Annotated in this window: 28 protein-coding genes and 1 tRNA gene; 18 read left to right on the top strand and 11 right to left on the bottom strand. The window is 65.5% G+C overall.

Annotation, left to right across the window (positions count from 1 at the left end; genetic code table 11):
- Window position 1: 1 nt before the first annotated feature.
- The 4 genes from mpaC to ACIOU8_RS07560 form a co-directional block, all read right to left on the bottom strand.
- Complete coding sequence (mpaC, locus tag ACIOU8_RS07575) at window positions 2-1,147, bottom strand: daptide-type RiPP biosynthesis dehydogenase (protein ID WP_400787725.1); 1,146 nt, start codon at window positions 1,145-1,147, stop codon at window positions 2-4.
- Window positions 1,137-2,402 (bottom strand): daptide-type RiPP biosynthesis aminotransferase, encoded by a 1,266-nt coding sequence (gene mpaD, locus ACIOU8_RS07570; RefSeq protein ID WP_400787723.1) that lies wholly within the window; start codon window positions 2,400-2,402, stop codon window positions 1,137-1,139. The genes mpaC and mpaD overlap by 11 nt, the downstream gene beginning before the upstream one ends.
- Entirely contained in the window at window positions 2,399-3,466 is a 1,068-nt protein-coding gene (gene mpaB, locus ACIOU8_RS07565) for a daptide biosynthesis RiPP recognition protein (RefSeq protein ID WP_400787720.1), read from the bottom strand. Before mpaB ends, mpaD begins: the two co-directional genes overlap by 4 nt.
- Before the next feature lie 141 nt (window positions 3,467-3,607).
- Window positions 3,608-4,483, bottom strand: coding sequence for a hypothetical protein (locus ACIOU8_RS07560; protein ID WP_400787717.1), 876 nt, complete (start codon window positions 4,481-4,483; stop codon window positions 3,608-3,610).
- 225 nt (window positions 4,484-4,708) lie between these two features.
- Here ACIOU8_RS07560 and ACIOU8_RS07555 point away from each other — a divergent pair.
- Window positions 4,709-4,796, top strand: a tRNA-Ser gene (locus tag ACIOU8_RS07555).
- A gap of 50 nt (window positions 4,797-4,846) precedes the next feature.
- Here the strand turns inward: ACIOU8_RS07555 and ACIOU8_RS07550 are convergent.
- Complete coding sequence (locus ACIOU8_RS07550) at window positions 4,847-5,851, bottom strand: tyrosine-type recombinase/integrase (RefSeq protein WP_400787715.1); 1,005 nt, start codon at window positions 5,849-5,851, stop codon at window positions 4,847-4,849.
- Window positions 5,852-5,963: 112 nt separating this feature from the next.
- Window positions 5,964-6,494, bottom strand: a complete 531-nt coding sequence (locus ACIOU8_RS07545) for a hypothetical protein (RefSeq protein WP_400787712.1) — start codon at window positions 6,492-6,494, stop codon at window positions 5,964-5,966.
- A gap of 97 nt (window positions 6,495-6,591) precedes the next feature.
- On the opposite strand from ACIOU8_RS07545, the gene ACIOU8_RS07540 reads away from it, so the two are divergent.
- The 10 genes from ACIOU8_RS07540 (at window position 6,592) to ACIOU8_RS07495 (ending at window position 11,525) form a co-directional block, all read left to right on the top strand.
- Window positions 6,592-6,792: a helix-turn-helix transcriptional regulator gene (locus tag ACIOU8_RS07540; protein WP_400787710.1), complete on the top strand. Its 201-nt coding sequence runs from the start codon at window positions 6,592-6,594 to the stop codon at window positions 6,790-6,792.
- 35 nt (window positions 6,793-6,827) lie between these two features.
- Window positions 6,828-7,103, top strand: coding sequence for a hypothetical protein (locus tag ACIOU8_RS07535; RefSeq protein ID WP_400787708.1), 276 nt, complete (start codon window positions 6,828-6,830; stop codon window positions 7,101-7,103).
- Complete coding sequence (locus ACIOU8_RS07530; protein ID WP_400787706.1) at window positions 7,103-7,450, top strand: hypothetical protein; 348 nt, start codon at window positions 7,103-7,105, stop codon at window positions 7,448-7,450. The genes ACIOU8_RS07535 and ACIOU8_RS07530 overlap by 1 nt, the downstream gene beginning before the upstream one ends.
- Before the next feature lie 88 nt (window positions 7,451-7,538).
- Window positions 7,539-8,129, top strand: coding sequence for a hypothetical protein (locus tag ACIOU8_RS07525; RefSeq protein WP_400787704.1), 591 nt, complete (start codon window positions 7,539-7,541; stop codon window positions 8,127-8,129).
- A gap of 175 nt (window positions 8,130-8,304) precedes the next feature.
- On the top strand, window positions 8,305-8,589 hold the full coding sequence (locus ACIOU8_RS07520; RefSeq protein WP_400787702.1) for a hypothetical protein: 285 nt from the start codon (window positions 8,305-8,307) through the stop codon (window positions 8,587-8,589).
- A gap of 130 nt (window positions 8,590-8,719) precedes the next feature.
- Window positions 8,720-9,259: a helix-turn-helix domain-containing protein gene (locus tag ACIOU8_RS07515; RefSeq protein WP_400787700.1), complete on the top strand. Its 540-nt coding sequence runs from the start codon at window positions 8,720-8,722 to the stop codon at window positions 9,257-9,259.
- Complete coding sequence (locus ACIOU8_RS07510; protein ID WP_400787697.1) at window positions 9,256-9,534, top strand: WhiB family transcriptional regulator; 279 nt, start codon at window positions 9,256-9,258, stop codon at window positions 9,532-9,534. Before ACIOU8_RS07515 ends, ACIOU8_RS07510 begins: the two co-directional genes overlap by 4 nt.
- 201 nt (window positions 9,535-9,735) lie before the next feature.
- Window positions 9,736-10,101 carry a helix-turn-helix domain-containing protein gene (locus tag ACIOU8_RS07505; protein ID WP_400787694.1) on the top strand — a complete coding sequence of 122 codons (366 nt, stop codon included), beginning with the start codon at window positions 9,736-9,738 and terminating at the stop codon, window positions 10,099-10,101.
- Window positions 10,098-10,667: a hypothetical protein gene (locus ACIOU8_RS07500; RefSeq protein ID WP_400787692.1), complete on the top strand. Its 570-nt coding sequence runs from the start codon at window positions 10,098-10,100 to the stop codon at window positions 10,665-10,667. Before ACIOU8_RS07505 ends, ACIOU8_RS07500 begins: the two co-directional genes overlap by 4 nt.
- 93 nt (window positions 10,668-10,760) lie before the next feature.
- Complete coding sequence (locus ACIOU8_RS07495) at window positions 10,761-11,525, top strand: hypothetical protein (protein WP_400787690.1); 765 nt, start codon at window positions 10,761-10,763, stop codon at window positions 11,523-11,525.
- 166 nt (window positions 11,526-11,691) lie between these two features.
- Here ACIOU8_RS07495 and ACIOU8_RS07490 read toward each other — a convergent pair whose 3' ends face one another.
- The 3 genes from ACIOU8_RS07490 to ACIOU8_RS07480 all read right to left on the bottom strand — a co-directional run bounded on the left by ACIOU8_RS07490 (window position 11,692) and on the right by ACIOU8_RS07480 (window position 13,493).
- Window positions 11,692-12,366: a hypothetical protein gene (locus ACIOU8_RS07490; RefSeq protein WP_400787688.1), complete on the bottom strand. Its 675-nt coding sequence runs from the start codon at window positions 12,364-12,366 to the stop codon at window positions 11,692-11,694.
- Window positions 12,367-12,441: 75 nt separating this feature from the next.
- Window positions 12,442-12,963 (bottom strand): hypothetical protein, encoded by a 522-nt coding sequence (locus tag ACIOU8_RS07485; RefSeq protein WP_400787685.1) that lies wholly within the window; start codon window positions 12,961-12,963, stop codon window positions 12,442-12,444.
- The gene (locus tag ACIOU8_RS07480; RefSeq protein ID WP_400787683.1) at window positions 12,960-13,493 is read right to left on the bottom strand and encodes a hypothetical protein; all 534 of its coding nucleotides are present in this window, start codon (window positions 13,491-13,493) and stop codon (window positions 12,960-12,962) included. Before ACIOU8_RS07480 ends, ACIOU8_RS07485 begins: the two co-directional genes overlap by 4 nt.
- Before the next feature lie 94 nt (window positions 13,494-13,587).
- Between ACIOU8_RS07480 and ACIOU8_RS07475 the strand changes: the two genes are divergently transcribed.
- The 5 genes from ACIOU8_RS07475 (at window position 13,588) to ACIOU8_RS07455 (ending at window position 15,434) form a co-directional block, all read left to right on the top strand.
- On the top strand, window positions 13,588-13,782 hold the full coding sequence (locus ACIOU8_RS07475; protein ID WP_400787680.1) for a hypothetical protein: 195 nt from the start codon (window positions 13,588-13,590) through the stop codon (window positions 13,780-13,782).
- A 10-nt stretch (window positions 13,783-13,792) separates the two neighbouring features.
- A complete protein-coding gene (locus ACIOU8_RS07470) occupies window positions 13,793-14,212 on the top strand; it encodes a hypothetical protein (protein ID WP_400787678.1) in 420 nt (139 codons plus the stop codon).
- A gap of 143 nt (window positions 14,213-14,355) precedes the next feature.
- On the top strand, window positions 14,356-14,772 hold the full coding sequence (locus ACIOU8_RS07465) for a hypothetical protein (protein WP_400787675.1): 417 nt from the start codon (window positions 14,356-14,358) through the stop codon (window positions 14,770-14,772).
- A complete protein-coding gene (locus tag ACIOU8_RS07460) occupies window positions 14,772-14,975 on the top strand; it encodes a helix-turn-helix transcriptional regulator (RefSeq protein ID WP_400787672.1) in 204 nt (67 codons plus the stop codon). The genes ACIOU8_RS07465 and ACIOU8_RS07460 overlap by 1 nt, the downstream gene beginning before the upstream one ends.
- A gap of 264 nt (window positions 14,976-15,239) precedes the next feature.
- Complete coding sequence (locus ACIOU8_RS07455; protein ID WP_400787669.1) at window positions 15,240-15,434, top strand: helix-turn-helix transcriptional regulator; 195 nt, start codon at window positions 15,240-15,242, stop codon at window positions 15,432-15,434.
- Here the strand turns inward: ACIOU8_RS07455 and ACIOU8_RS07450 are convergent.
- Entirely contained in the window at window positions 15,431-15,601 is a 171-nt protein-coding gene (locus tag ACIOU8_RS07450) for a hypothetical protein (RefSeq protein ID WP_400787666.1), read from the bottom strand. The two genes, ACIOU8_RS07455 and ACIOU8_RS07450, sit on opposite strands and share 4 nt — an antisense overlap.
- Window positions 15,602-15,723: 122 nt before the next feature.
- Between ACIOU8_RS07450 and ACIOU8_RS07445 the strand changes: the two genes are divergently transcribed.
- Both ACIOU8_RS07445 and ACIOU8_RS07440 read left to right on the top strand, forming a co-directional pair.
- A complete protein-coding gene (locus ACIOU8_RS07445) occupies window positions 15,724-16,158 on the top strand; it encodes a hypothetical protein (protein WP_400787663.1) in 435 nt (144 codons plus the stop codon).
- A gap of 299 nt (window positions 16,159-16,457) precedes the next feature.
- Complete coding sequence (locus tag ACIOU8_RS07440) at window positions 16,458-17,054, top strand: gamma carbonic anhydrase family protein (protein WP_400787660.1); 597 nt, start codon at window positions 16,458-16,460, stop codon at window positions 17,052-17,054.
- A gap of 20 nt (window positions 17,055-17,074) precedes the next feature.
- Here the strand turns inward: ACIOU8_RS07440 and ACIOU8_RS07435 are convergent, their stop codons facing one another.
- Window positions 17,075-17,674, bottom strand: coding sequence for a GNAT family N-acetyltransferase (locus ACIOU8_RS07435; RefSeq protein WP_400787657.1), 600 nt, complete (start codon window positions 17,672-17,674; stop codon window positions 17,075-17,077).
- Window positions 17,675-17,684: the final 10 nt, after the last annotated feature.

Below are 17,684 nucleotides of genomic sequence, written 5' to 3'. Positions count from 1 at the left end.
CTCATTCACCTCCTTCGCTCCAGTAGGAATCACGGAGCAGATCGCAGAAGTCGTCTGCGAACAGCCCCGCGAGCATCGGGTAGCGGTTTCCCCACGCTGTCTCTGTGGCAGCAGAGATGCGGTGGATCTCCCGAACGGTCGGCCGCGGCGGAGAGGGGATCCCCCAGCGGTCGATGAGCGCAGCGATACCGGTGGGTGGGTCCGGTGGCAGTGCGGCTCGGCCGGCTACCCCCATCCAGAATTCCTCGAGGCTCTCGCGATCTCCCCACCGCGGGTCTCCCGAGCACACTCGACGCCAGACCGCCGCGATGATCGCCGCTGTGGCGACCATCTTGCGAACCTCCAGCGCGAAGGCGACTTCATTGGCGACATACCAGTGGCGGGCGCTGTAAGGGTCCTGCCCTCTCAGCGCCGCGCTACGCTGCGTCGCGGCGCTCAGGCGACCGAGACGCAGGCGTGAGGCGGCAGTGGCCACGTCACCGGAGGCCGTCTCGAGAAGGGCGCCCCCGAGCGCGACCGCGTCGCGTCGCCCTCTGGCGCTTCGGCGTGAACTCGTCGACGCGCCCGCGAGACGAAGGAATGCCTCGAGCGCTCCCTCCCTGACGGATGCCGGTGTGAGAGTCATCAGATTGCAGGGATCGATGATGGCGTGGCGGGGGCTCAGGGAGCGTCCGACGATGAGCCGATATCCGCTCTCGTTCTTGAGGATGCCGACGCTGTTCGTCTCCGACGACGTGCCGAGCGTCGTCGGCACCGCGACGATGTCCACGGGAGACGGAACATCCGGCAGGAAGGTCAACGCCGACCTCGACGCGCGTTCGACGGCGAAGTCGAACACGTGCCCCGGAGCGAGCGAGAGCGATGCGATCTTGGTGGCGTCGAGAATGCTCCCTCCGCCCACGGCGACGATCACGCTCGGGGACCGACGAGCGATCTCCTCCGCGATGCCGACCACAGCCGTGACGGTCAGGGAACGAGCGTCCACCTCGATCGTTCTGGCCGCGTCGTCAGCGATGGCCCGTGATGCCAGCGACGAATCCGCGATCACGAGGGTCTCGCGACCGGCGGTGAGCCGCGAGGTCATCTGCCGCGCGATGTCGTGCCCGTGCCAGAGTGTCGGGACCCGTGCAGCGAACTCAGAGCTCATGCTGATGCCCCCGCGCCTGCGCGACGCCCGCGCGCACAGCCGAGTCGATCTCGAGAAGTTCACTCGTGCTGAACCCGTACGCGGGAATCAGTTCGATGGCACTCGGGCCGGGCTGCACGAGGACTCCGTTCTCGGCGATGGCGTCGACGACTCTGAGGACCTCGGCACCGGAGAGCTGACTCGCGTCCTGGTTCTGAAGAGCGAGCCCCACGAAGCAGCCTCGTCCTGTCACCTCAGAGACCACCCCGTCGGACTTCAGCCGAGTCGCCAGACGCCACAGGTCGGCCGCGAGCGCCCGCGTGGTCGACTCGACGTCGATGCGGTGCAGCTCTTCGATCACCGCGACGATGGCCGCAGAGCATGCGGGCGTCCCCGCCTGCGTCTCACCGTGGACGAATGTCCAGCCCCCGCGCGTGAACTCGGACGCGACGAGGTCTCCCACAAGCAGCGCCGCAGCGCCTGTCGCGCCGTTCGTCAACGCCTTCGAGAGAACGAGGACGTCCGGCGGGGCAGCCCACTCATCTGTGGCGAACATCGTGCCGGTGCGTCCGAAGCCCGTCGCGACCTCGTCGGCGACGATCAGGAATCCATGCTCGTCGCGAAGGTCGAGGAGCCGAGATATGTACGCATCGGACAGCGCGTGCGCGCCGCTGCCCAGGACGGGTTCCACGACCACCGACGCGACTCTGGCGCCTTCTCGCTTCAGCAGTGTCTCCAGCTCCTCCCCGTCATCGCTGTGAGACACATGCCGCACCGACCTGCGATCAACCGAGTAGACGGACTGAAGGAGGTCGTCGCCGCTCAGTGCGTGGCTGCCGTACATCGTGCCGTGATAGCTGCCCCTCAGGCCGACGACGAGCGAGCGGGACGCGGCTCCCTGCTGTGCCCAGTACTGTCGCGTGAGCTTCATCGCGGAGTCGTTCGCTGCCCCGCCCGACGTGCAGAAGATGACCCGGCTGTACCTGATCGGGTCGGCGAGCTCGATCAGCGCCTCGGCCGCGACCTCGGCGTACCGATGCGGCGCGCGGAACAGGGTCAGGTAGGAGGCGTCGTGCGTCGCTCTGCTCACGGCGTCGGCGATCGCCTGATTTCCGAACCCGAGGGGAACATTCCACAGTCCGCTCGTCGCGCTGAGGCGTGTGGATCCGTCCGTGAACTCGATGCGGTTTCCGGCGGCCCCGACGGCGACCCGGTCTGGCGCGAAGGTGGTGTCTGCGGGGAGCATCGACGTCCACAACGCGTGCGGGACGCTCATCGTCCGCTGCTCGACGCCGCCCGGCGCGACGCGTGAGCGCGTGTGCCGAAGTGGATGTTGAGCGCGGCGGCAGCGTCGCGGCACAGGGTGTTCGCGTCGGCTTCGGACAAGCCGCACTCCCGAACCAATCGGTCGACCGCGATCTCAGACGTGCTCGAGGTCTGAGTGGCCGCGACGACCTTCGCGGTCACTGGCGACAACAGCTGCCGACGCAGCGTCGTGGTGTCGGCGAGCACGAAGCCGCCTGAGGTCTCGAGCAGGAACGGATCCGAGGACAGCGGATCCGCGTCTGCTCGGCCATCGTCGACGAGTGACCAGCCGAATCCCGAGATCTTCGCGACGCCGTTCTCCACGCGGAGCATCTTGATGAGGTCGGTCGCATTCAGGTACCGACCGATCCATTCGCGGACGGTCAGGTCTTCGATGAGCGCCTGACTCGGCGCCATGCCTCCCCACGCCACGGCGCGAGGCAAGTAGGACTCGATCACGCTGTTCAAGTCATCGACGTCGCCGATGATCTCGCCCTGCATACCGACGCTCACTCGCCCATCCGAGCCCACCCTGATCGCGCTCGGAGTCGTGAGTTCGCCCGGTGCCGCGAGTGCGCGGCGGTTCGCGAGCAGCACCCTCGGGTCGATCAATGACGAGGGGAAGACTCCCGTGCGACGAGCGAGCTCGGCGTCGTCGAGAAACGACTGCCAACTGATTTCGTCGAAGAAGCCCACCGTTGTGGGACCGATGATCTGGACGAACGCCGCCGCGACGTAGTCCTGGACCTCGACGCCGCGTTCGCCGAAGAACAGCTCGTCACCGATGTCACTCAGCGCACCCGTGTAGCGAACGGCTTCGGCGGGTCCGTCATAAGGGCCGCTCTGCGCGTGCAGCAGAACCGCGTCGTCTCCGCCCGCCACCTCAGCAACAGTCTCCGTTCCGGCTCCGTTCTCGACGAGAAACACCCGCGAGTACTGCTCATGCTGGCCGGTGATCCATTCACGGAGCGCCCGGGCCCCGACGAGCTCCCGGTCGTGGCCTTCCCACGTTGCCTCAGTCGTGCTGATGTGCATTTCTCCCCAGAAATATCGAGATGCTTGTCAGCATCGGTGCGTCCTCACATGAGGCTATATATCTATCGAATGTGGCGCAATATTTTCCATCTGTGACGAAAAGTCTGACGCGAGGGCTCGGTCGCGGCCGCGGAGGCGGCGTCAGGTGGCGACTGACGATCTGCGCTCCAGAGGGACCCTGGCGCCGAGAAGGCGCCCCACATGGCGATGAAGCGCGGGGACGAGATGCTCGTGCTCCCCCGCATCGGCGCGGGTCAGAAGTTTCGTCATCACGTAGAGCTGCGACACGATGCCGCCTTCCGACTCCAGGTCGCGACGGAAGCGTCGGTCGATCTCCTCGGCCACATGGGGCACTGCCAGCGAGTGCCCGAGCAAGAATGCGGCGTCGTACCCGCGAGGGGCGAGGCCCCATGCTTCCCAGTCGGCGATCGCGAACGGATCGCGGTGGATGTTGTTCCAGTGCAGGTCGCCGTGGCTCGGCACCCAGTCGTCTGAGTCGATGTCCATCTCGATGCCGAAGAAGACGCTGATCCGCCGCCGCATGATCTCAGCGTCGAGCACCATCCGGTCCGTCCTCACATCCGACAGGGCTTCGAGGTTGCGTTCCAGCTCCCCCCACCACGCTTCGTCGAGACCGGGTGCCCCTGCGAGCACGGCGTCCGTCGCGCACGCGCGCCCCGACAACAGCGTCATGAGTTCGGCGCGGTACACGAGGGGCCCTTCCTCCCAGGCCCGCACATCGAGCAGGCGCGGCTTCGCGACCCCGTCGATCCGCGAGGCGTCCTGGTTGCCGGTCCACCAGGCACCGCGCGCCCGACCTCGCGCAGACCAGACGACGCGCAGCCAATACCGCCCACCTGCGCGCTCGACGACCGACCCGATCGACCGATCGCGCCACCCGAATCGAGCGCGACCGATCGCGTTGAGTCCGAGATCTGCGAGCGAACGGGAATGAGCAGTGCGCAGCGCGATACGCAGAGCGGTGCTGGTCGTGGCCGCGGTGTCGACAGTCGTCATCGATATCCTTCTGAGGTAAGGCGCCCTATCGACGCAGGAGTGCTTTCGTATGACGACATTGCGCCTGTATATGAGGCTAAGAAGCACGTCACTGCGAGCGCAAGACGACAACACATCACATATCGGCTCAACGGAATCCCGCTCGGGGAGGGCGGCGGCATCGGCATCCGAGATGCCTGGTCAGGGCCGTCCGCGCGATCGGATAGACTGTTCAGGTTGTTCCCTGGTGACGTGTCCGAGCGGCCGAAGGAGCACGCTTGGAAAGCGTGTGTTGTGCAAGCAACCGCGGGTTCGAATCCCGCCGTCACCGCCAAATCGAAGGCCCCGACTCCCCTACGAAACACTGGGGATGCGGGGCCTTCGTCATTTCGCGGGGGTGACCCGTGGCAACGTTCCGGCAACAACTGCAGCATGGCGAGCCAAATCGAGGGCCTCTGCGACGCTGTCAAGGTCGTCGTCAAAGAGGTCCGCGTAGACGTCAAGCGTCATTGCCGCTGAGGCATGACCAAGCATTCGTTGAACCGACTTCACATGCGCGCCGGTAGAAACGGCGAGCGAGGCCGCGGTGTGCCTCAGGTCGTGCGGCGTCACGCGGGGAAAGTCCTCATCCGCGTCGCGCACACGCTTCACCGCGAACGCGAACCATCCGCGCACGCTATTCGGCAACCGCATGTGCGTGACGCCGTCGCCGAACAGGAGATCCTCGCGGCGTTTCCCCTCGCACAGCTTCGCAATCGACATGGACAGGAACGCCGGGTATGGCACCGAGCGTGCCTCGTGAGTCTTCGGAGTTCCGACGTGCACCACTCCCCCTACGAGGACCGCATTCTCCTCGACGCTCACACGACGCCTGAGCGCGTCTACATGCTTCACCCGCAGCCCCGTGGCCTCGCCCCACCTGAGGCCCGTGTAGGCCAAGAAGAGCACGAGCACGGGGTATGTGGAGGCCGCCGCGAGTCTGTCGACCTGCTCGTGCGTCAGGTAGGGCTTCGACTTCGGCACCTTGCGCGGGAGTGCCACACCTCGAGCAACGTTGCGACTGACTCGGCGATCGTTCACCGCGACGTCGAGGATTGCGGCGAGCACGCCGTGCGCGCGCAGCACGGTCGTGGCCGCGCGCCCGCGTGAGAGCTCAGCGACCCAGTCCTGCACCTCGGAGTGCCTTACGCTTCCAACTGATCGAGCACCCCAGCGCGGCTGCACGTGCGTCTCCCATGCGCCCCGCAACGCCTGGTAGCTCGATGGCTTCATGACCTGCTCGCGCGCCCTGAGCCAGCCTGTGGCGATCGAGGCGACGTCTTCGCGAGCGTCCGCGGGGTTGACATAGTCGCCCTTCGCTTTCCCAATCTCGACTTCGGCGAGACGCAACTCTGCGTCGCGCCGGCGGGAGAATCCGCGCTCCTGTGTCTGCTTGTGGTCGGGGCGTCGATAGACGATGCGATAGAGCTTCTTGCCAGCCTTCGTCTCGTAGGCGTAGACGCTACCCATCAGCCTCGACCGCTTCTCCGAGCAACCCGAGCGAACGAGCGCGGCGGATCCAGAGTGTGGCAGTTGGTGCGGTGAGACCCAGTGTTCGTTGAACAGCCTTCGCCGGCGATTGCTGCATGATCTGGGCGTACCGGTACACCCTCGCGGTGGCCAGCATCGCTTCATCACTGGACGGTCCGCCCGACGTGATGTCTTGAGCTGCAGCCTCTACCGTCTCAGGCGTGAAGATGCCCCCGCCCTGAAATTCCACCACGCCGCCCTCCCTAAGCGCCGCCCGCGAGAGTGCGAGCACCGGGAGGTCTCGGAGCCAGGCCCCAGTGATCTCGTCTCCATCGTCCGCCACGTCGATCTGGATGCCCTGCACGACGTACCGCGCCTCAGACTCTCGATAGCTCAGCCTCAACGTGAACTCGTTCTCGCGGCCGTCGTAGCCCGTCACCTCGATCCGGTCATAGACCGTAAAGTCCGGAGCGGTCGCAACCCGCTTGCCGGTGAGATTGATCCCCTGCCATCGCCATTCCATAATCACAGCTTATTACTGTGATCCGTCAGGCTTGCATTATGCATCTTTGACGCCATACAGTTATGGTGTCGTGACGGAACACCGTAAGGAGATTGAAGTGGACAAGTACATCACCCCCGATCAGGTCTGCGATCTGATCCCCGGCATGACGAAGGGCAACCTCGCAGCGCTGCGGTTCAACGGCAAGGGGCCAGCCTTCTTCAAGCCGACCCCTCGCACCGTCGTTTACCGCGAGCGAGATGTTGTCGACTGGCTTGAGGCGTCGAGGCAGACGAGCACACTCGGAGCGACGGCGTGAGCGAGGCGTTAGCAGCTCCGCCTCCCGTGTCCGACATGGTTGAGGTCGTCTTGCTCGACATCTTCCGCGTTACTGGACGCCTGAACGACCGGTCGCTGCAGGTCCTCTACGAAGCCCGCGCGGATGCTCACCCAGGCATCCCCCGTGTCTCCGCACCCGACGTCCGCGCCGCCCGAATCAACTTGAGCACGAAGGGCCTCATCAGGCTCGCGAGCGGCTCTATCGAGCTCTGGCAACTCACCTCGAACCAGAAAGCGCCCGCCCCGTTGCAGCGGGACAGGCGCCAGACCCCCACGAAAGGAATCAACTGATGAGCACCACCATACCCTGCGAGGACGTTCAGTGCATCGCAACCGAACATGACCCGTCCGGGGACCTGCACCGCGCCGTCACCGTGGTCGGCGCGTTCTACACCTTCGACGTGACCCGCTACGTCGACGCCGACGAGTCGGATGAGAAGTTCGCCGTGTACATGGAGTTCCAACAGCCCGACGGACCTCTCGACGCCGAGCAGGTCGACTCACTCATCGCCGACCTTGCCGTCGCCGGCGCGAAGTGCAGGGAAGCCAATGGCGATCGTGCGGAGCCCTCAGCGCCGCGCCGGCCGCTGAGGCGCGATGCAGCTGTCGACGAGGCACTGCGGGAGTCGGACAACTGACCACACGCGCCCGCAATGCCACCCCGCTGAGACGGCGAACGCTCAGCGGGGTGCGCGGCGTGCCAACCACGAAATCAGTCGAGACAACATGACCTGGACACGACTCAGCGACAACTACGACGGCACCACCGTCAACCTCAGCGACGCCGCGTTCCGCACTGACGTGCAGGGCCTCATCTGGTGCAACCGCAACCTCACAGACGGCGTGCTGACCCAACGCGCGGTGCGGCTTGTCAGCGTCACAGACGCTGCAGTCGAGGAGCTCGTCGATGCTGGCATGTGGACGCCTACGGCGGACGGCTACCAGCTGGATTGGAGCGAGCAGGAGACCGCTGAGGCTGTCCGCAAACGCCGCGATCACACGGCGGCCCGAAACCGGGAGTACCGGCAGCGGAAGGACGCTCATGCCGGCGGAGATCATGCGCTTTGCGACCCGCGGTTCTGCCCTGATGCGTCATCCGACAAGTCACGTGACGCGTCACGCACGCCGTCAGTGACACTGTCCCGTCCCGTCCCGTCCCCCCGCAGGGGACGGGGACCACGTAGCGCGGCCAACAAGGCCGTCGCAAGCGATCCCGTCACCATCGGCGCGTGTGGGCATCCAATGATCGATGCCACACACTGCGAACGCGGATGCCACGCAAGCCTCGTCTCCCCCACCATCGAGGAAGCCCGATGAGCCACCCGGGCCCGTGCACTCGCGGGACTCATCGGTTCAGCCCTGTCAGCGGTTGGTGCGACAACGGCTGCGGATGGCGCGACGACGGACAATCCAGCTACCACCCACGCCCGACCACCAGTCCCCCGCCCCTCGAGATCATCGACATCACCGAACCTCGCCGAAGGAACGCACCATGAACGACACTGACCCGAGCGAACTCCGCGCACCCATCAGCGAGCGACGCGACCTCGACGCCCAACTCCGCCAACGACTCGACGCCCTCCAAGGCGACGACCGCGAACTCATCCCCCTCGTCAACAACCTCATCCGCGCCCTCTCCGACGAATGCGCACAACGCCGAATCGCCCTCAGAACCGCCAACCAGACCATCAAAACCCTGCAGGCCGGTGACCGGTCAGCCTCGCGCGCGCGAGGGATGACCCCAGTCCACGCCTCGACGACTCCCACAAGAGACTGACCCCTATGCACACACCATGCACACACGCACAACAGAACCGCGTGATCTCAGGGCAGAATCATCTAGCTCTTCCCTCGTACGGAAGCGCGGTCGGGTCTTCGCGATTCAGCGTTGAGGGCGGAGCGACGCTGTGACCGTCGCTGTGCCCATCAGCGCCGAGCAACGTGACCGCATCGTGGCGCTCGCTCAGGACGGCATGCCGCGCAACGCCATCGCGAGGGAGGTAGGCGTCTCGGGCACGACGGTGAAGAAGTACGCCGAAGCCGCGGGCTACAGCTTCGATCGCTCGAGCACGAGGAAGGCCGCGGAGGCAGCGCAGATCGACAATGCCGTCCGGCGCGAGGCACTCGCGACCAAGATCCTGACCAAGCTCGACGCCGCAGTAGAAGCCATCGACGTCACGCAGATAACCGCTGGGGCCCGCGAGATGGATCGCGTTCTCAGATCTCTCGCCGCCGCGAGCCGATCCTTCTCAGACGCCACGAAGGCCTCCCCACTCCGCGACACGAGCAACGACGAGGTCGTGACCGCTCTCCGAGAATTCCGCAACGACCTCGCCGAGAGCGTCGAAATGCAGCTCCGTCTCGAAGCCTACGAAGCCCGCTACGGCACACTCGACGACATCCCCGACAACGACTACGGACGCCCCGAACACCAGGAGCGATCGTGACCGGTCACGCTCGCTCGCGGGAACACGACGCTGAGGAGGCGTTTACGGCGTTGTCCAATGCTCTGGACATCGTCGCGCCGGGATGCCGCGATGACGGGCGCTTCACGCTCGATCCGCATGAGCTGCAGCGCGAGGAGCTCGGGTTCCTTTCGGTGCGGGTGTGTTGGCCGTGCCCGGTGCGAGATCTCTGCCGGGCGTACGCCGAGGCAGCGCGCCCGGCTGCCGGCGTCTGGGCGGGGCGCGTGTACGGGCCGCGGCGACTCAGCGAGGGCTAGGCGCGCGACACGCCGACACAGATTCTCTGGCACATAGCGTCATCGCTGGGCGGAGAATTGATGTAACCAATCACCAGCGGTGCTCGGCAGACGGGCTCACCGCACTCGTACTCCAGATTCTCCAGACGCAGCGTCGATCTACTCGCGATCTAGCCACCCCGGCTATGTCCAGCTCGACGCGCTTTCCGAGAGAGCACGAGCATGATGGACACACCGCGCAAGGGCACCGTCGCGGAGGCCGCAGCAGAGTTCGGCGTCGCCGAGCAGACAGTACGCCACTGGATCCGAGGTGGCAGAATCTCCGCCGAACTCATCGGCAATCGGCGATACATGGTCGACCTCGACTCGATCGCCGTCGACATCGCCCCCGCCGATCCCCGCCGAGACGCACTCGTGCTCGCGCTGCAGGCCATCACCGCCGACGACACGGCAGCCATGGAGGATCTCGCCGGCCGTCTCAGTGCCGCTCTGGAGGGCTCTCCGCTCCCGTTCTGGATGGCCTGGGACGCGCTCGGCATCTACGCCCGCCACAACGCCCATCGCGCGGCCGAAGGGAGAGCGGCATGAGCGAGTTTCCTAGCGCGCAGGATCGTGAATCGCGCGCACTTGAGCTCAAGGCGTATCTGCGCCGCCACATGAGCCAGGGAAACCCCGAGTTGCGCAAGCTTGTCCTGGAGAACGGACGCTTCGTCGTCCGGTCTAGCGCACAGCTGCAAGAAACCTTCGATCTCGACGCAGTTCGAGAGGAGTTTCGGCAGCTTGGCTTCCATTCAGTCGTCTCAAACCAGCGCGAGCGCGGAAAACCCTTCGTCAGATTCCTTTCGCCACCCAACGGACCACTGACTCTCTACCGCGGGTGCTACCCGGGCGCCGAGCGACGAATGTCTTGGACCACAGATCCCGTCATGGCGAACACCTACCGTGCAGCATACGGAGGGCCTGTCGGCCGAGTAATGAAAGTAACTATCGATGGGAACGACGCCTTCGCTCGTTACTCCTTCGACAAGGAGTACCTCATCGACCCCGACACCGTCACACCCCTAGACGTCACCGCCGAGGTCGAGCACCTGGGGCGCTACGTCGTCAACCGCGACTTCAGCTACGGCGAAATCATCGCCTACCAGAAGTTCTGACCATGACCGCACAGCGCGTCACGCCGCGCGCACCGCGACGCGGTCGACGCGAACAGTAACCAACCATGACACGAGAGAGAACGGACAATAACCATGACTACCGCACAGGACTTGCAGCAGCAGCTCATCGCAGTACTCGACGCACACGACGCCTCGGTGTCCCGCCACCGCGACCGAGTGAACCAGGGCCTCCTTACTGAGGCCGGCCACGCCGACGCCGTCTCCGCGGATGCGCAGGCCGCGAACCTGCCGGGGAAGGTCGCAAGCGTCAGCCGGGCGCTTGACGAGCTCGAGTCGAAGGCCGACTCCGCGGTGAAGCGGTACGTCGACGCGATCTACGCGCCCGCGGCCGGGAGCGCTACCGAGCAGTTGCTCGCCGAGAACCGGGCCGTGCGGGCCTGGGAGCGCCTCAAGGTGTCGCTCGATCAGCTCGCACCGGTGGGCGCCGAGATCGAGGGCCTCAGCGCTCTCCAGGCGGCGCAGGGCGACGACCGTCGCATCATCGCCGAGGAGCTCCCGGCCTATATGGTTGGCCGCGGTGGCCCCAGCGGCGACCTGGAAGACCAGACTCGCCTCGTCGTCGATGCGGTCTCGGCTGTCGAACCTGAGTTCGCAGCAGCGCTCGCCTACCAGCGCGATCTCGCCCCGGTCGTGAGCCACCTGCGTAGCATGGCCGAGGGCGTCCGGCGCACCATTGAGAGCAACGTGCCCGGCGGGCACCGCGAGGCGATCACCGTCCGTGACAGCGCGATCGAGAGCCTGCCGACGCCGCCGAAGCGACCCGACACGCGCATGCCAGAGAAGCGCGCCGCGGATAGCGCCGCTGTCGCAGCCGCGCTCGACAGACTCCGCCGCTAAACCGGATCGCGCTGCGGTCTTGGGTGTCCTGCAGCGCATCCTTCCCAGGGCCCCGGCGACCTGCGCCGGGGCCCTTTCTACATAACACCCAGAGAACACGCGGAGAGCGAGCGCGGCGGCCAGAGCGGCAGGGACGGCGAGAAGGCGGATAGGCTCATGCGTAGCGTTACACCGGGGGCGAGACATACGGTAGCGACGGCGGAACCTGGCGTGCGACGGTTTCCCGATAGACGGCTCCGGCGGGTCCTCCGATGATCATCTGATATGCCTTGTCGCCTCCGTTCCGCCCTCGCGCGACGCCGTACCAAACGCCGCCCGGCGCGACCGACGTCACCCGATAGCGGTGGAAGATACGGCGAATCCAGGGCTGAGCGGCGTCCTTGTCCTGCTGTGCCGCAAACTCGTCGGCCATAGCGCCTTGAGTGATCAGCGGCTCCCAGCGCACGTGGAAGGTGCGGCGATCTGCCTGCGTCCCGTAGGTGTACCGCACCCACGCCTGCTCGAGGTCAGGGCTCGACACGAGCAGCTGGAAAGTCCCTCCCGGGGCGAGGATTTGCGGGGTCCGGTGCTCGTCGTCGAGCTTCGCCCACGCTCCGCAAAGCGTGAGCGATACGAGACGTCCAGGGCCGCGGCCGAAGTTGTGGAACTCGAACAGGTGAAACTCGCCGGTCGGCGTTGTGGTGGTCGCGATGGCCTCCCACCCGAGCATGAACACCGGGACCTGACGCCTCTTGACCACGAACTCCACCGTGGCGAATACGAGCGCAGCTAGAGCCAGCACGGTCGCGATCGACCCGACAGCTGTCCAGCCGTACCACTTCAAGAAGTCCTCGAGATCCATCCGCCGAGCGTACCGAAGCTTCCCGGCGCGATGTCGCGCAGGCCCACCGCGCATCGACTCAGAACGGCGCCCGGACTACTTCGGCCACACGCTGCCGATGTGATGTTCAGCGCCGGCGGGTGACCGCCAGTCGACCCGGTAGTAGACCCGGGGCATCCCTCCCTGGCCCGCGTAGTGCGGGAACAGGACCGGGATGCCCTGATCCATCGGCACTTCGTCCTCCACGGGGAGAACCACTCGCCCGATCGCGTCTGACTCGACTGCAAGCCTCACATTCAGCGCAGTGTCCGGGCCGTGGTTGCCGAGCAGCCACTTCCCGGTCGCGAAGTCCCAGTGCGGCACCCACTTGACCGTGTGCCGTTCGGTCTCTCGCGACTCACGCGCTCGTAGCACGTCCCGCGCCTCCCCAGCGATCCGGTTCGCCTCCGCGAGAGCGTTCGCAGACGCCACCTGTGCCTCTACGGCCTTGTCCCGCGCCTTCTCAGCGTCGTCCGCGCCTCTCATTGCTGCGCGCGCCTGGACGAACGCGACGAGGGCCATCACCCCGGTCAGGATCAGGATCCCGGCATTGATCCACAGGGCGGGAACGTCTGTCATCCCGCGTCCGTACCTCTCGCGGCCAGATCGCGTCGCAGAGACTCGAGGAGTGGCATGATCGCGCCGACGTGTCCGGGGACGGTCCGGTCGAACGAAGGACCTCCGACAATCACCGGGTCGTCCTGCCCCTCGTACTGCACGCCGATGTAGACCTCTCCGGGCCAGCCGACGAGCGCCGCACTCTTTCCGTCATGGGCCATGTCGGTGGAGACGCTGAGCGAGCGGATTGCCGAGCGGGGAACGGCGGTGGCCATGGGCGATTGGTCATCGTCTTCGATGTCCTCCACGAACGTCACGACGACGTGCCTATCGGTGAAGACCGCGATCTTTGCGGAGGTTCCGGCGACGGTTGCTTCGGCGTACTCCAGCGCTTCTCCGTCGGTGATCAGGGCCAGCGTACTCAGCAGGCGTCGGTACCACTCACGGAAGCCCTGGTTGCCCGGGGCGAGGAACGCGTCGTCGTTGTCCTCGGTCCGTATGGCGTTGTCGAGTTCGCCGAAGCGCTCCACGTTGCGTTCAGTCTGAGCCATGGTGACTCTCCTTTCGTTCGGTGCCCTCAAGCTACCGGCTCCCCACTTCCCGGCGCGATGCCGGGCATTCATCACCGGCGGGTACGCTCAGCTCATGACGCGTGACATCGAGGTCGAGTTCATCGGCGGTCCGAATGCGGGGCGCGGGAGTGTCGCGGTGAACAACGGCGCACGGTTGCCCGAGCGGATCACCGTGCACGAGGGCAGCTACCGCTTCAACGATGCCGGAAGCACGTGGGACGGCGAGTATCACTACCGCAACCCGGAGTACCGCTTCGAGCCTCGATAGAGTGCCAGGCATGGAGATCGCCAGCTTCGTCGTCGCTGTACTCGCCGTCATCGCGTCAGGCGCAGCGGCGCTATACGCGCTGGGCGCGAACCGTCGAGCAGACGAAGCGAATCGGACCGCGGAGGAAGCACTCAAAGTGCAGCGCGCCGCGCTACCGCCCGTCTGGAGCGCAGTCGAAGCCATTGGGGAAGGCACGATGGCGTTCCGCAACCAATCGAGCCGCACGATCGAGGTCCTCGGCATCACTGTGGAGCCCGACGAGGCAGCTCAGTTGATCGGGGCCCCGCCGCGTCCGCACACGGTGGAGTATGGGGACTTTCTCGCCCTCCAGGTACGAGCCAGATATATGTCGCAACCAGCGCACCGCATCTTCATCGAGTGGCGCTACGAGGGTGAGACCGACGTGCGCAAAACGATGCGTCAGGTCTAGGGCGCACCACTTCAGACGTGACAGGTCGATTGCTGAAGGTCGCGGACGTCGGCGCGTTACCTCGGTACAGCGAGTGCCAGGCGGGGCCGGATGTCGCGACAACCGGATATTGTGCGAGGACCACCACGAAAGGGACTCCTCAGATGAACCCGTACCTGCTTGAGCCGGCACACGTGCAGCATGACGAATACCTCGGCACCGTAGCCGCCGAACACGACATTACGATCCACGGCGATGACCTCTATGAAGTCGTCGGCCTCGACCGCGACAAGTGGACCATCCTGGGGATCGAGTTCTACGACGGCACGGGTCCGCAGCACGGCAGCGTCGACGTCTACGCGATCGACAGGGAAGCGCACGACGTGCACAGCTACGACCGACTGCGCGAGATCGCAGACGTCGACGGGGCGCTGCCTGTGACCCATTTCGCGGTCCACGGCGTTCGTCCGGAGCAGATCTCTCAGCGAGTCTTCAAGCGGTACAAGGTGCAGCTGCGTTCCGCGTCGACCGCGGATGTCCAGCTGCGCGTTGAAGCACAAGGCGATCTCCAACTCGACTGATGCAGGATCGGCTCCTCAAAGTCGCGGACGTCGCCGAGATCCTCGGCGTCGGAATCGATTGGGTCTACGAGCGCATCAAGCGCGGAGAGATCCCTGTCGTGGAACTCGGCGACACACGCAAGAACCAGCGCGTGAGCGAGGCCGACCTTGAGGCGTTCATCCAGCAGCGCCGGCATCCTCAAAACGATCACATCGCAACCTAGTCACCTGACCGCGCGTGGGATCTAGACTCCACGACTCCTGGGGCACAGGTCCCGGAGAACAGAGGAGTAACGCATGCGCCGCATTCACCGCCCAGTCTGGTGTCACAGAGGGGGACACTGGTTCCGCCACCAGTGCACGATCACCGAGCGCACACCGCCCCTCGACTGTCCGACGCACGCCGCGTAGACTAGACCACAGAAGGCGGCAGGCAGTTCACTAGGACAGCCGGGCCGCCTTCTGCATGCGCGCGTAGCGTGGCTCACATGAACAGCCGACTCCTGAAGGTGACCGAGGTCGCAGAAACTCTCGGTGTCAGCCGCGCCTGGGTCTATCGCCGAATCGAAGCCGGAGAACTCCCGGTCGTCGAGCTCGGCAACACCCGGAAGAACCAGCGCATCGACGAAACCGATCTCGCGGAGTTCATCAGTACCCGGAAGCGATCAGCGAGCGCGATCTAAGCCAGCGCGCTCTCCTCGTCAGGGAAGTAGAGCTCGATCTCCTCAACGGTGGCGGGCAGGTACCCGACCCCGTCGAACCATGAGTGCGGAGAGTCGTAGAGTCCCGCGTCGGGTGTGCGGACGAGGTGCATCATCTTCCCGGTGACCGGGTGCAGTTTTCTGGGCATGCTTCAACGGTAGGCGCGAAATCGACGCTTGATTCTGGGGTCTCTTCGACTCGGGGTCGGTATATCGCCGCGGCTGCGCTCGGCCTTCGTCGCTGTCCGAGCAAATGCGCTACCGTCTCCGCATGACCGATGACATGGCCAGTTTCGAATTCTGGACCGAGGAAGACGACTCAGCGCTCGAGCTTGAGCTGATGCCCGATTGGCACCCGTCGCGATTCGTCGACGTGTTCCGGACAGGACTGCAGAACTTCAATGAGTCCATGGAGGCTATCGCGCGCGGCGGATTCGTGACGCCAGAGTCGGTCGAAACCTGGGGCGACTTCACAGCGGCGCGAGAGGTCGCGAACAGCACGCTCAAGATCAGCATGACGGCACTCTGGGGCATCGATGCACCCGACGTGAGCCCTTGCACCCAATCGACGTGCCTCGCACCGCCGCGGGGTTCGATCCGCGCAAGCTGCCGTGACAGGTGGCAACGAGGTGGCAACGTTTCTCGTAATCGGGGCACATCTCTGCTGATCGAAGCCCGCTCTAGATTGCCTAGATTCCGCGCCTGAGCCTCTGGCCGCCCGAGAAGGCGACAGGGGGATACGGGTTCGAATCCCGCCGTCACCGCCAAAAAGCATGAAGGGTCTCCGCGCCAGCGGGGGCCCTTCATGCTTTTTATCGAGCACCGTGGGATTCGGGGAGGAGCGAGCGAAGCGAGCACCGGAGTCCCGCCGTCACCGCCAAAAAGCATGAAGGGTCTCCGCGCCAGCGGGGGCCCTTCGTGCTTTTTATCGAGCACCGTGGGATTCGGGGAGAACCGAGCGCCAGCGAGGATCGCTAGGGTGAGAGCGATGATTGGAGCCGTCAGATGCTCGTGAGCCACCGCGATCGTGAACCCTTTGTCCACGAGACCGCGTACATCGCGTCGTCCGCGATGATCGTGGGCGATGTCCGTATCGGCGCAGGTGCGCGCGTTCTGCACGGAGCGGTGATCACGGCCGAGGACGGCGAGGTCACCGTCGGCGAGAACACGGTCGTCATGGAGCATGCTCTGATTCGCGGTCGCTCCGGTCACCCGGCGCGCATCGGAGCAGCAGTGATGGTCGGGCCACATACCCACGTGAACGGCAGCGTCATCGAAGACGAGGTGTTCATCGCCACCGGCGCTTCGCTCTTCCCCGGCAGCCGCATCGGAACCGGTGCCGAGGTGCGCATCAACGGCGTCGTGCAGATCAATACGACGGTGGAGCCGGGTGCGGTGGTGCCGATCGGGTGGGTCGCCGTCGGTTCACCCGCATCGATCCTGCCCCCGGAACGCCATGAGGAGATCTGGCAGATCCAGCGGGATCTCGACTTCGTCGGAACCGTCTACGGTGTCGGGCCGGAGGTGTCGATGAGGGATCTCATGCGGCAGCAGTCCGACTACTACGGTGCTCACACCGAGGATCACGCGATCGACCGCTGAAGAATCGACTCGCGCGCCGATCAGGCGAAGGTCACACCGAAGCTCTGCCCACCCGGCTCTGCGGGCAGGGGCGTCATCCCGAGCCGTTCGTAGAAGGCGGCGGCTCCGGTGTTGTGGGGATCCATGCCCATATGCAGCCCGCGCACTCCCCGTCGGGTGAGCTCGGCGAACAGCGTTTCGATGAGCGCGCGCCCGAGTCCCTGCCCCTGCGTCTCGGGCAGCAGGTCGATGTGCAGGTGCGCCGGGTAGTCCGCCGCGTTCGCGTTGCGGCCGGGCGCCTGCGCGTAGCCGTGCTCGATCATCCGCTCTTCGCGGGTCGTCGGCTCGGCCGCCTGCGGATACCGGTCTTGCACCGTGGGCCACCATTCGTCGCGGAACCAGGTGGCGAAGGCGTCCGTGTCGTCGGTCGCCACGATATAGCCGATCACGCGCTCGTCATCGGTCTCGACGACCCAGGCGAGGTCGGGATGCCGTTCGACATAGGGCACTGCGAACAGGTCGCCCCAGAGCGAGTCATCGGTGAACAGGCCGGTCGCGTCGGCGCCCGCATCCGCGGTCCGCACACACACCTCGTAGAGGGCATCGCGGTCGGACGGACGATACGGACGGATGCGCGACACTGCTGCTCCT

The organism is Microbacterium sp. NPDC087589 (genome assembly GCF_044743635.1).
Classification (GTDB): domain Bacteria; phylum Actinomycetota; class Actinomycetes; order Actinomycetales; family Microbacteriaceae; genus Microbacterium.
This window is presented reverse-complemented; position numbering and strand designations above follow the sequence as displayed.

Coding starts and splice junctions, on each gene's coding strand:
- ACIOU8_RS07530 (WP_400787706.1), top strand. CDS start 7,103: ATGAGCACCACCATACCCTGCGAGGACGTTCAGTGCATCGCAACCGAA.
- ACIOU8_RS07470 (WP_400787678.1), top strand. CDS start 13,793: ATGGAGATCGCCAGCTTCGTCGTCGCTGTACTCGCCGTCATCGCGTCA.
- ACIOU8_RS07475 (WP_400787680.1), top strand. CDS start 13,588: ATGACGCGTGACATCGAGGTCGAGTTCATCGGCGGTCCGAATGCGGGG.
- ACIOU8_RS07520 (WP_400787702.1), top strand. CDS start 8,305: ATGAACGACACTGACCCGAGCGAACTCCGCGCACCCATCAGCGAGCGA.
- mpaC (WP_400787725.1), bottom strand. CDS start 1,147: ATGAGCTCTGAGTTCGCTGCACGGGTCCCGACACTCTGGCACGGGCAC.
- ACIOU8_RS07485 (WP_400787685.1), bottom strand. CDS start 12,963: ATGACAGACGTTCCCGCCCTGTGGATCAATGCCGGGATCCTGATCCTG.
- ACIOU8_RS07455 (WP_400787669.1), top strand. CDS start 15,240: ATGAACAGCCGACTCCTGAAGGTGACCGAGGTCGCAGAAACTCTCGGT.
- ACIOU8_RS07460 (WP_400787672.1), top strand. CDS start 14,772: ATGCAGGATCGGCTCCTCAAAGTCGCGGACGTCGCCGAGATCCTCGGC.
- ACIOU8_RS07560 (WP_400787717.1), bottom strand. CDS start 4,483: ATGACGACTGTCGACACCGCGGCCACGACCAGCACCGCTCTGCGTATC.
- mpaD (WP_400787723.1), bottom strand. CDS start 2,402: ATGAGCGTCCCGCACGCGTTGTGGACGTCGATGCTCCCCGCAGACACC.
- ACIOU8_RS07480 (WP_400787683.1), bottom strand. CDS start 13,493: ATGGCTCAGACTGAACGCAACGTGGAGCGCTTCGGCGAACTCGACAAC.
- ACIOU8_RS07535 (WP_400787708.1), top strand. CDS start 6,828: ATGGTTGAGGTCGTCTTGCTCGACATCTTCCGCGTTACTGGACGCCTG.
- ACIOU8_RS07445 (WP_400787663.1), top strand. CDS start 15,724: ATGACCGATGACATGGCCAGTTTCGAATTCTGGACCGAGGAAGACGAC.
- ACIOU8_RS07500 (WP_400787692.1), top strand. CDS start 10,098: ATGAGCGAGTTTCCTAGCGCGCAGGATCGTGAATCGCGCGCACTTGAG.
- ACIOU8_RS07495 (WP_400787690.1), top strand. CDS start 10,761: ATGACTACCGCACAGGACTTGCAGCAGCAGCTCATCGCAGTACTCGAC.
- mpaB (WP_400787720.1), bottom strand. CDS start 3,466: ATGCACATCAGCACGACTGAGGCAACGTGGGAAGGCCACGACCGGGAG.
- ACIOU8_RS07505 (WP_400787694.1), top strand. CDS start 9,736: ATGATGGACACACCGCGCAAGGGCACCGTCGCGGAGGCCGCAGCAGAG.
- ACIOU8_RS07465 (WP_400787675.1), top strand. CDS start 14,356: ATGAACCCGTACCTGCTTGAGCCGGCACACGTGCAGCATGACGAATAC.
- ACIOU8_RS07450 (WP_400787666.1), bottom strand. CDS start 15,601: ATGCCCAGAAAACTGCACCCGGTCACCGGGAAGATGATGCACCTCGTC.
- ACIOU8_RS07545 (WP_400787712.1), bottom strand. CDS start 6,494: ATGGAATGGCGATGGCAGGGGATCAATCTCACCGGCAAGCGGGTTGCG.
- ACIOU8_RS07525 (WP_400787704.1), top strand. CDS start 7,539: ATGACCTGGACACGACTCAGCGACAACTACGACGGCACCACCGTCAAC.
- ACIOU8_RS07490 (WP_400787688.1), bottom strand. CDS start 12,366: ATGGATCTCGAGGACTTCTTGAAGTGGTACGGCTGGACAGCTGTCGGG.
- ACIOU8_RS07440 (WP_400787660.1), top strand. CDS start 16,458: ATGCTCGTGAGCCACCGCGATCGTGAACCCTTTGTCCACGAGACCGCG.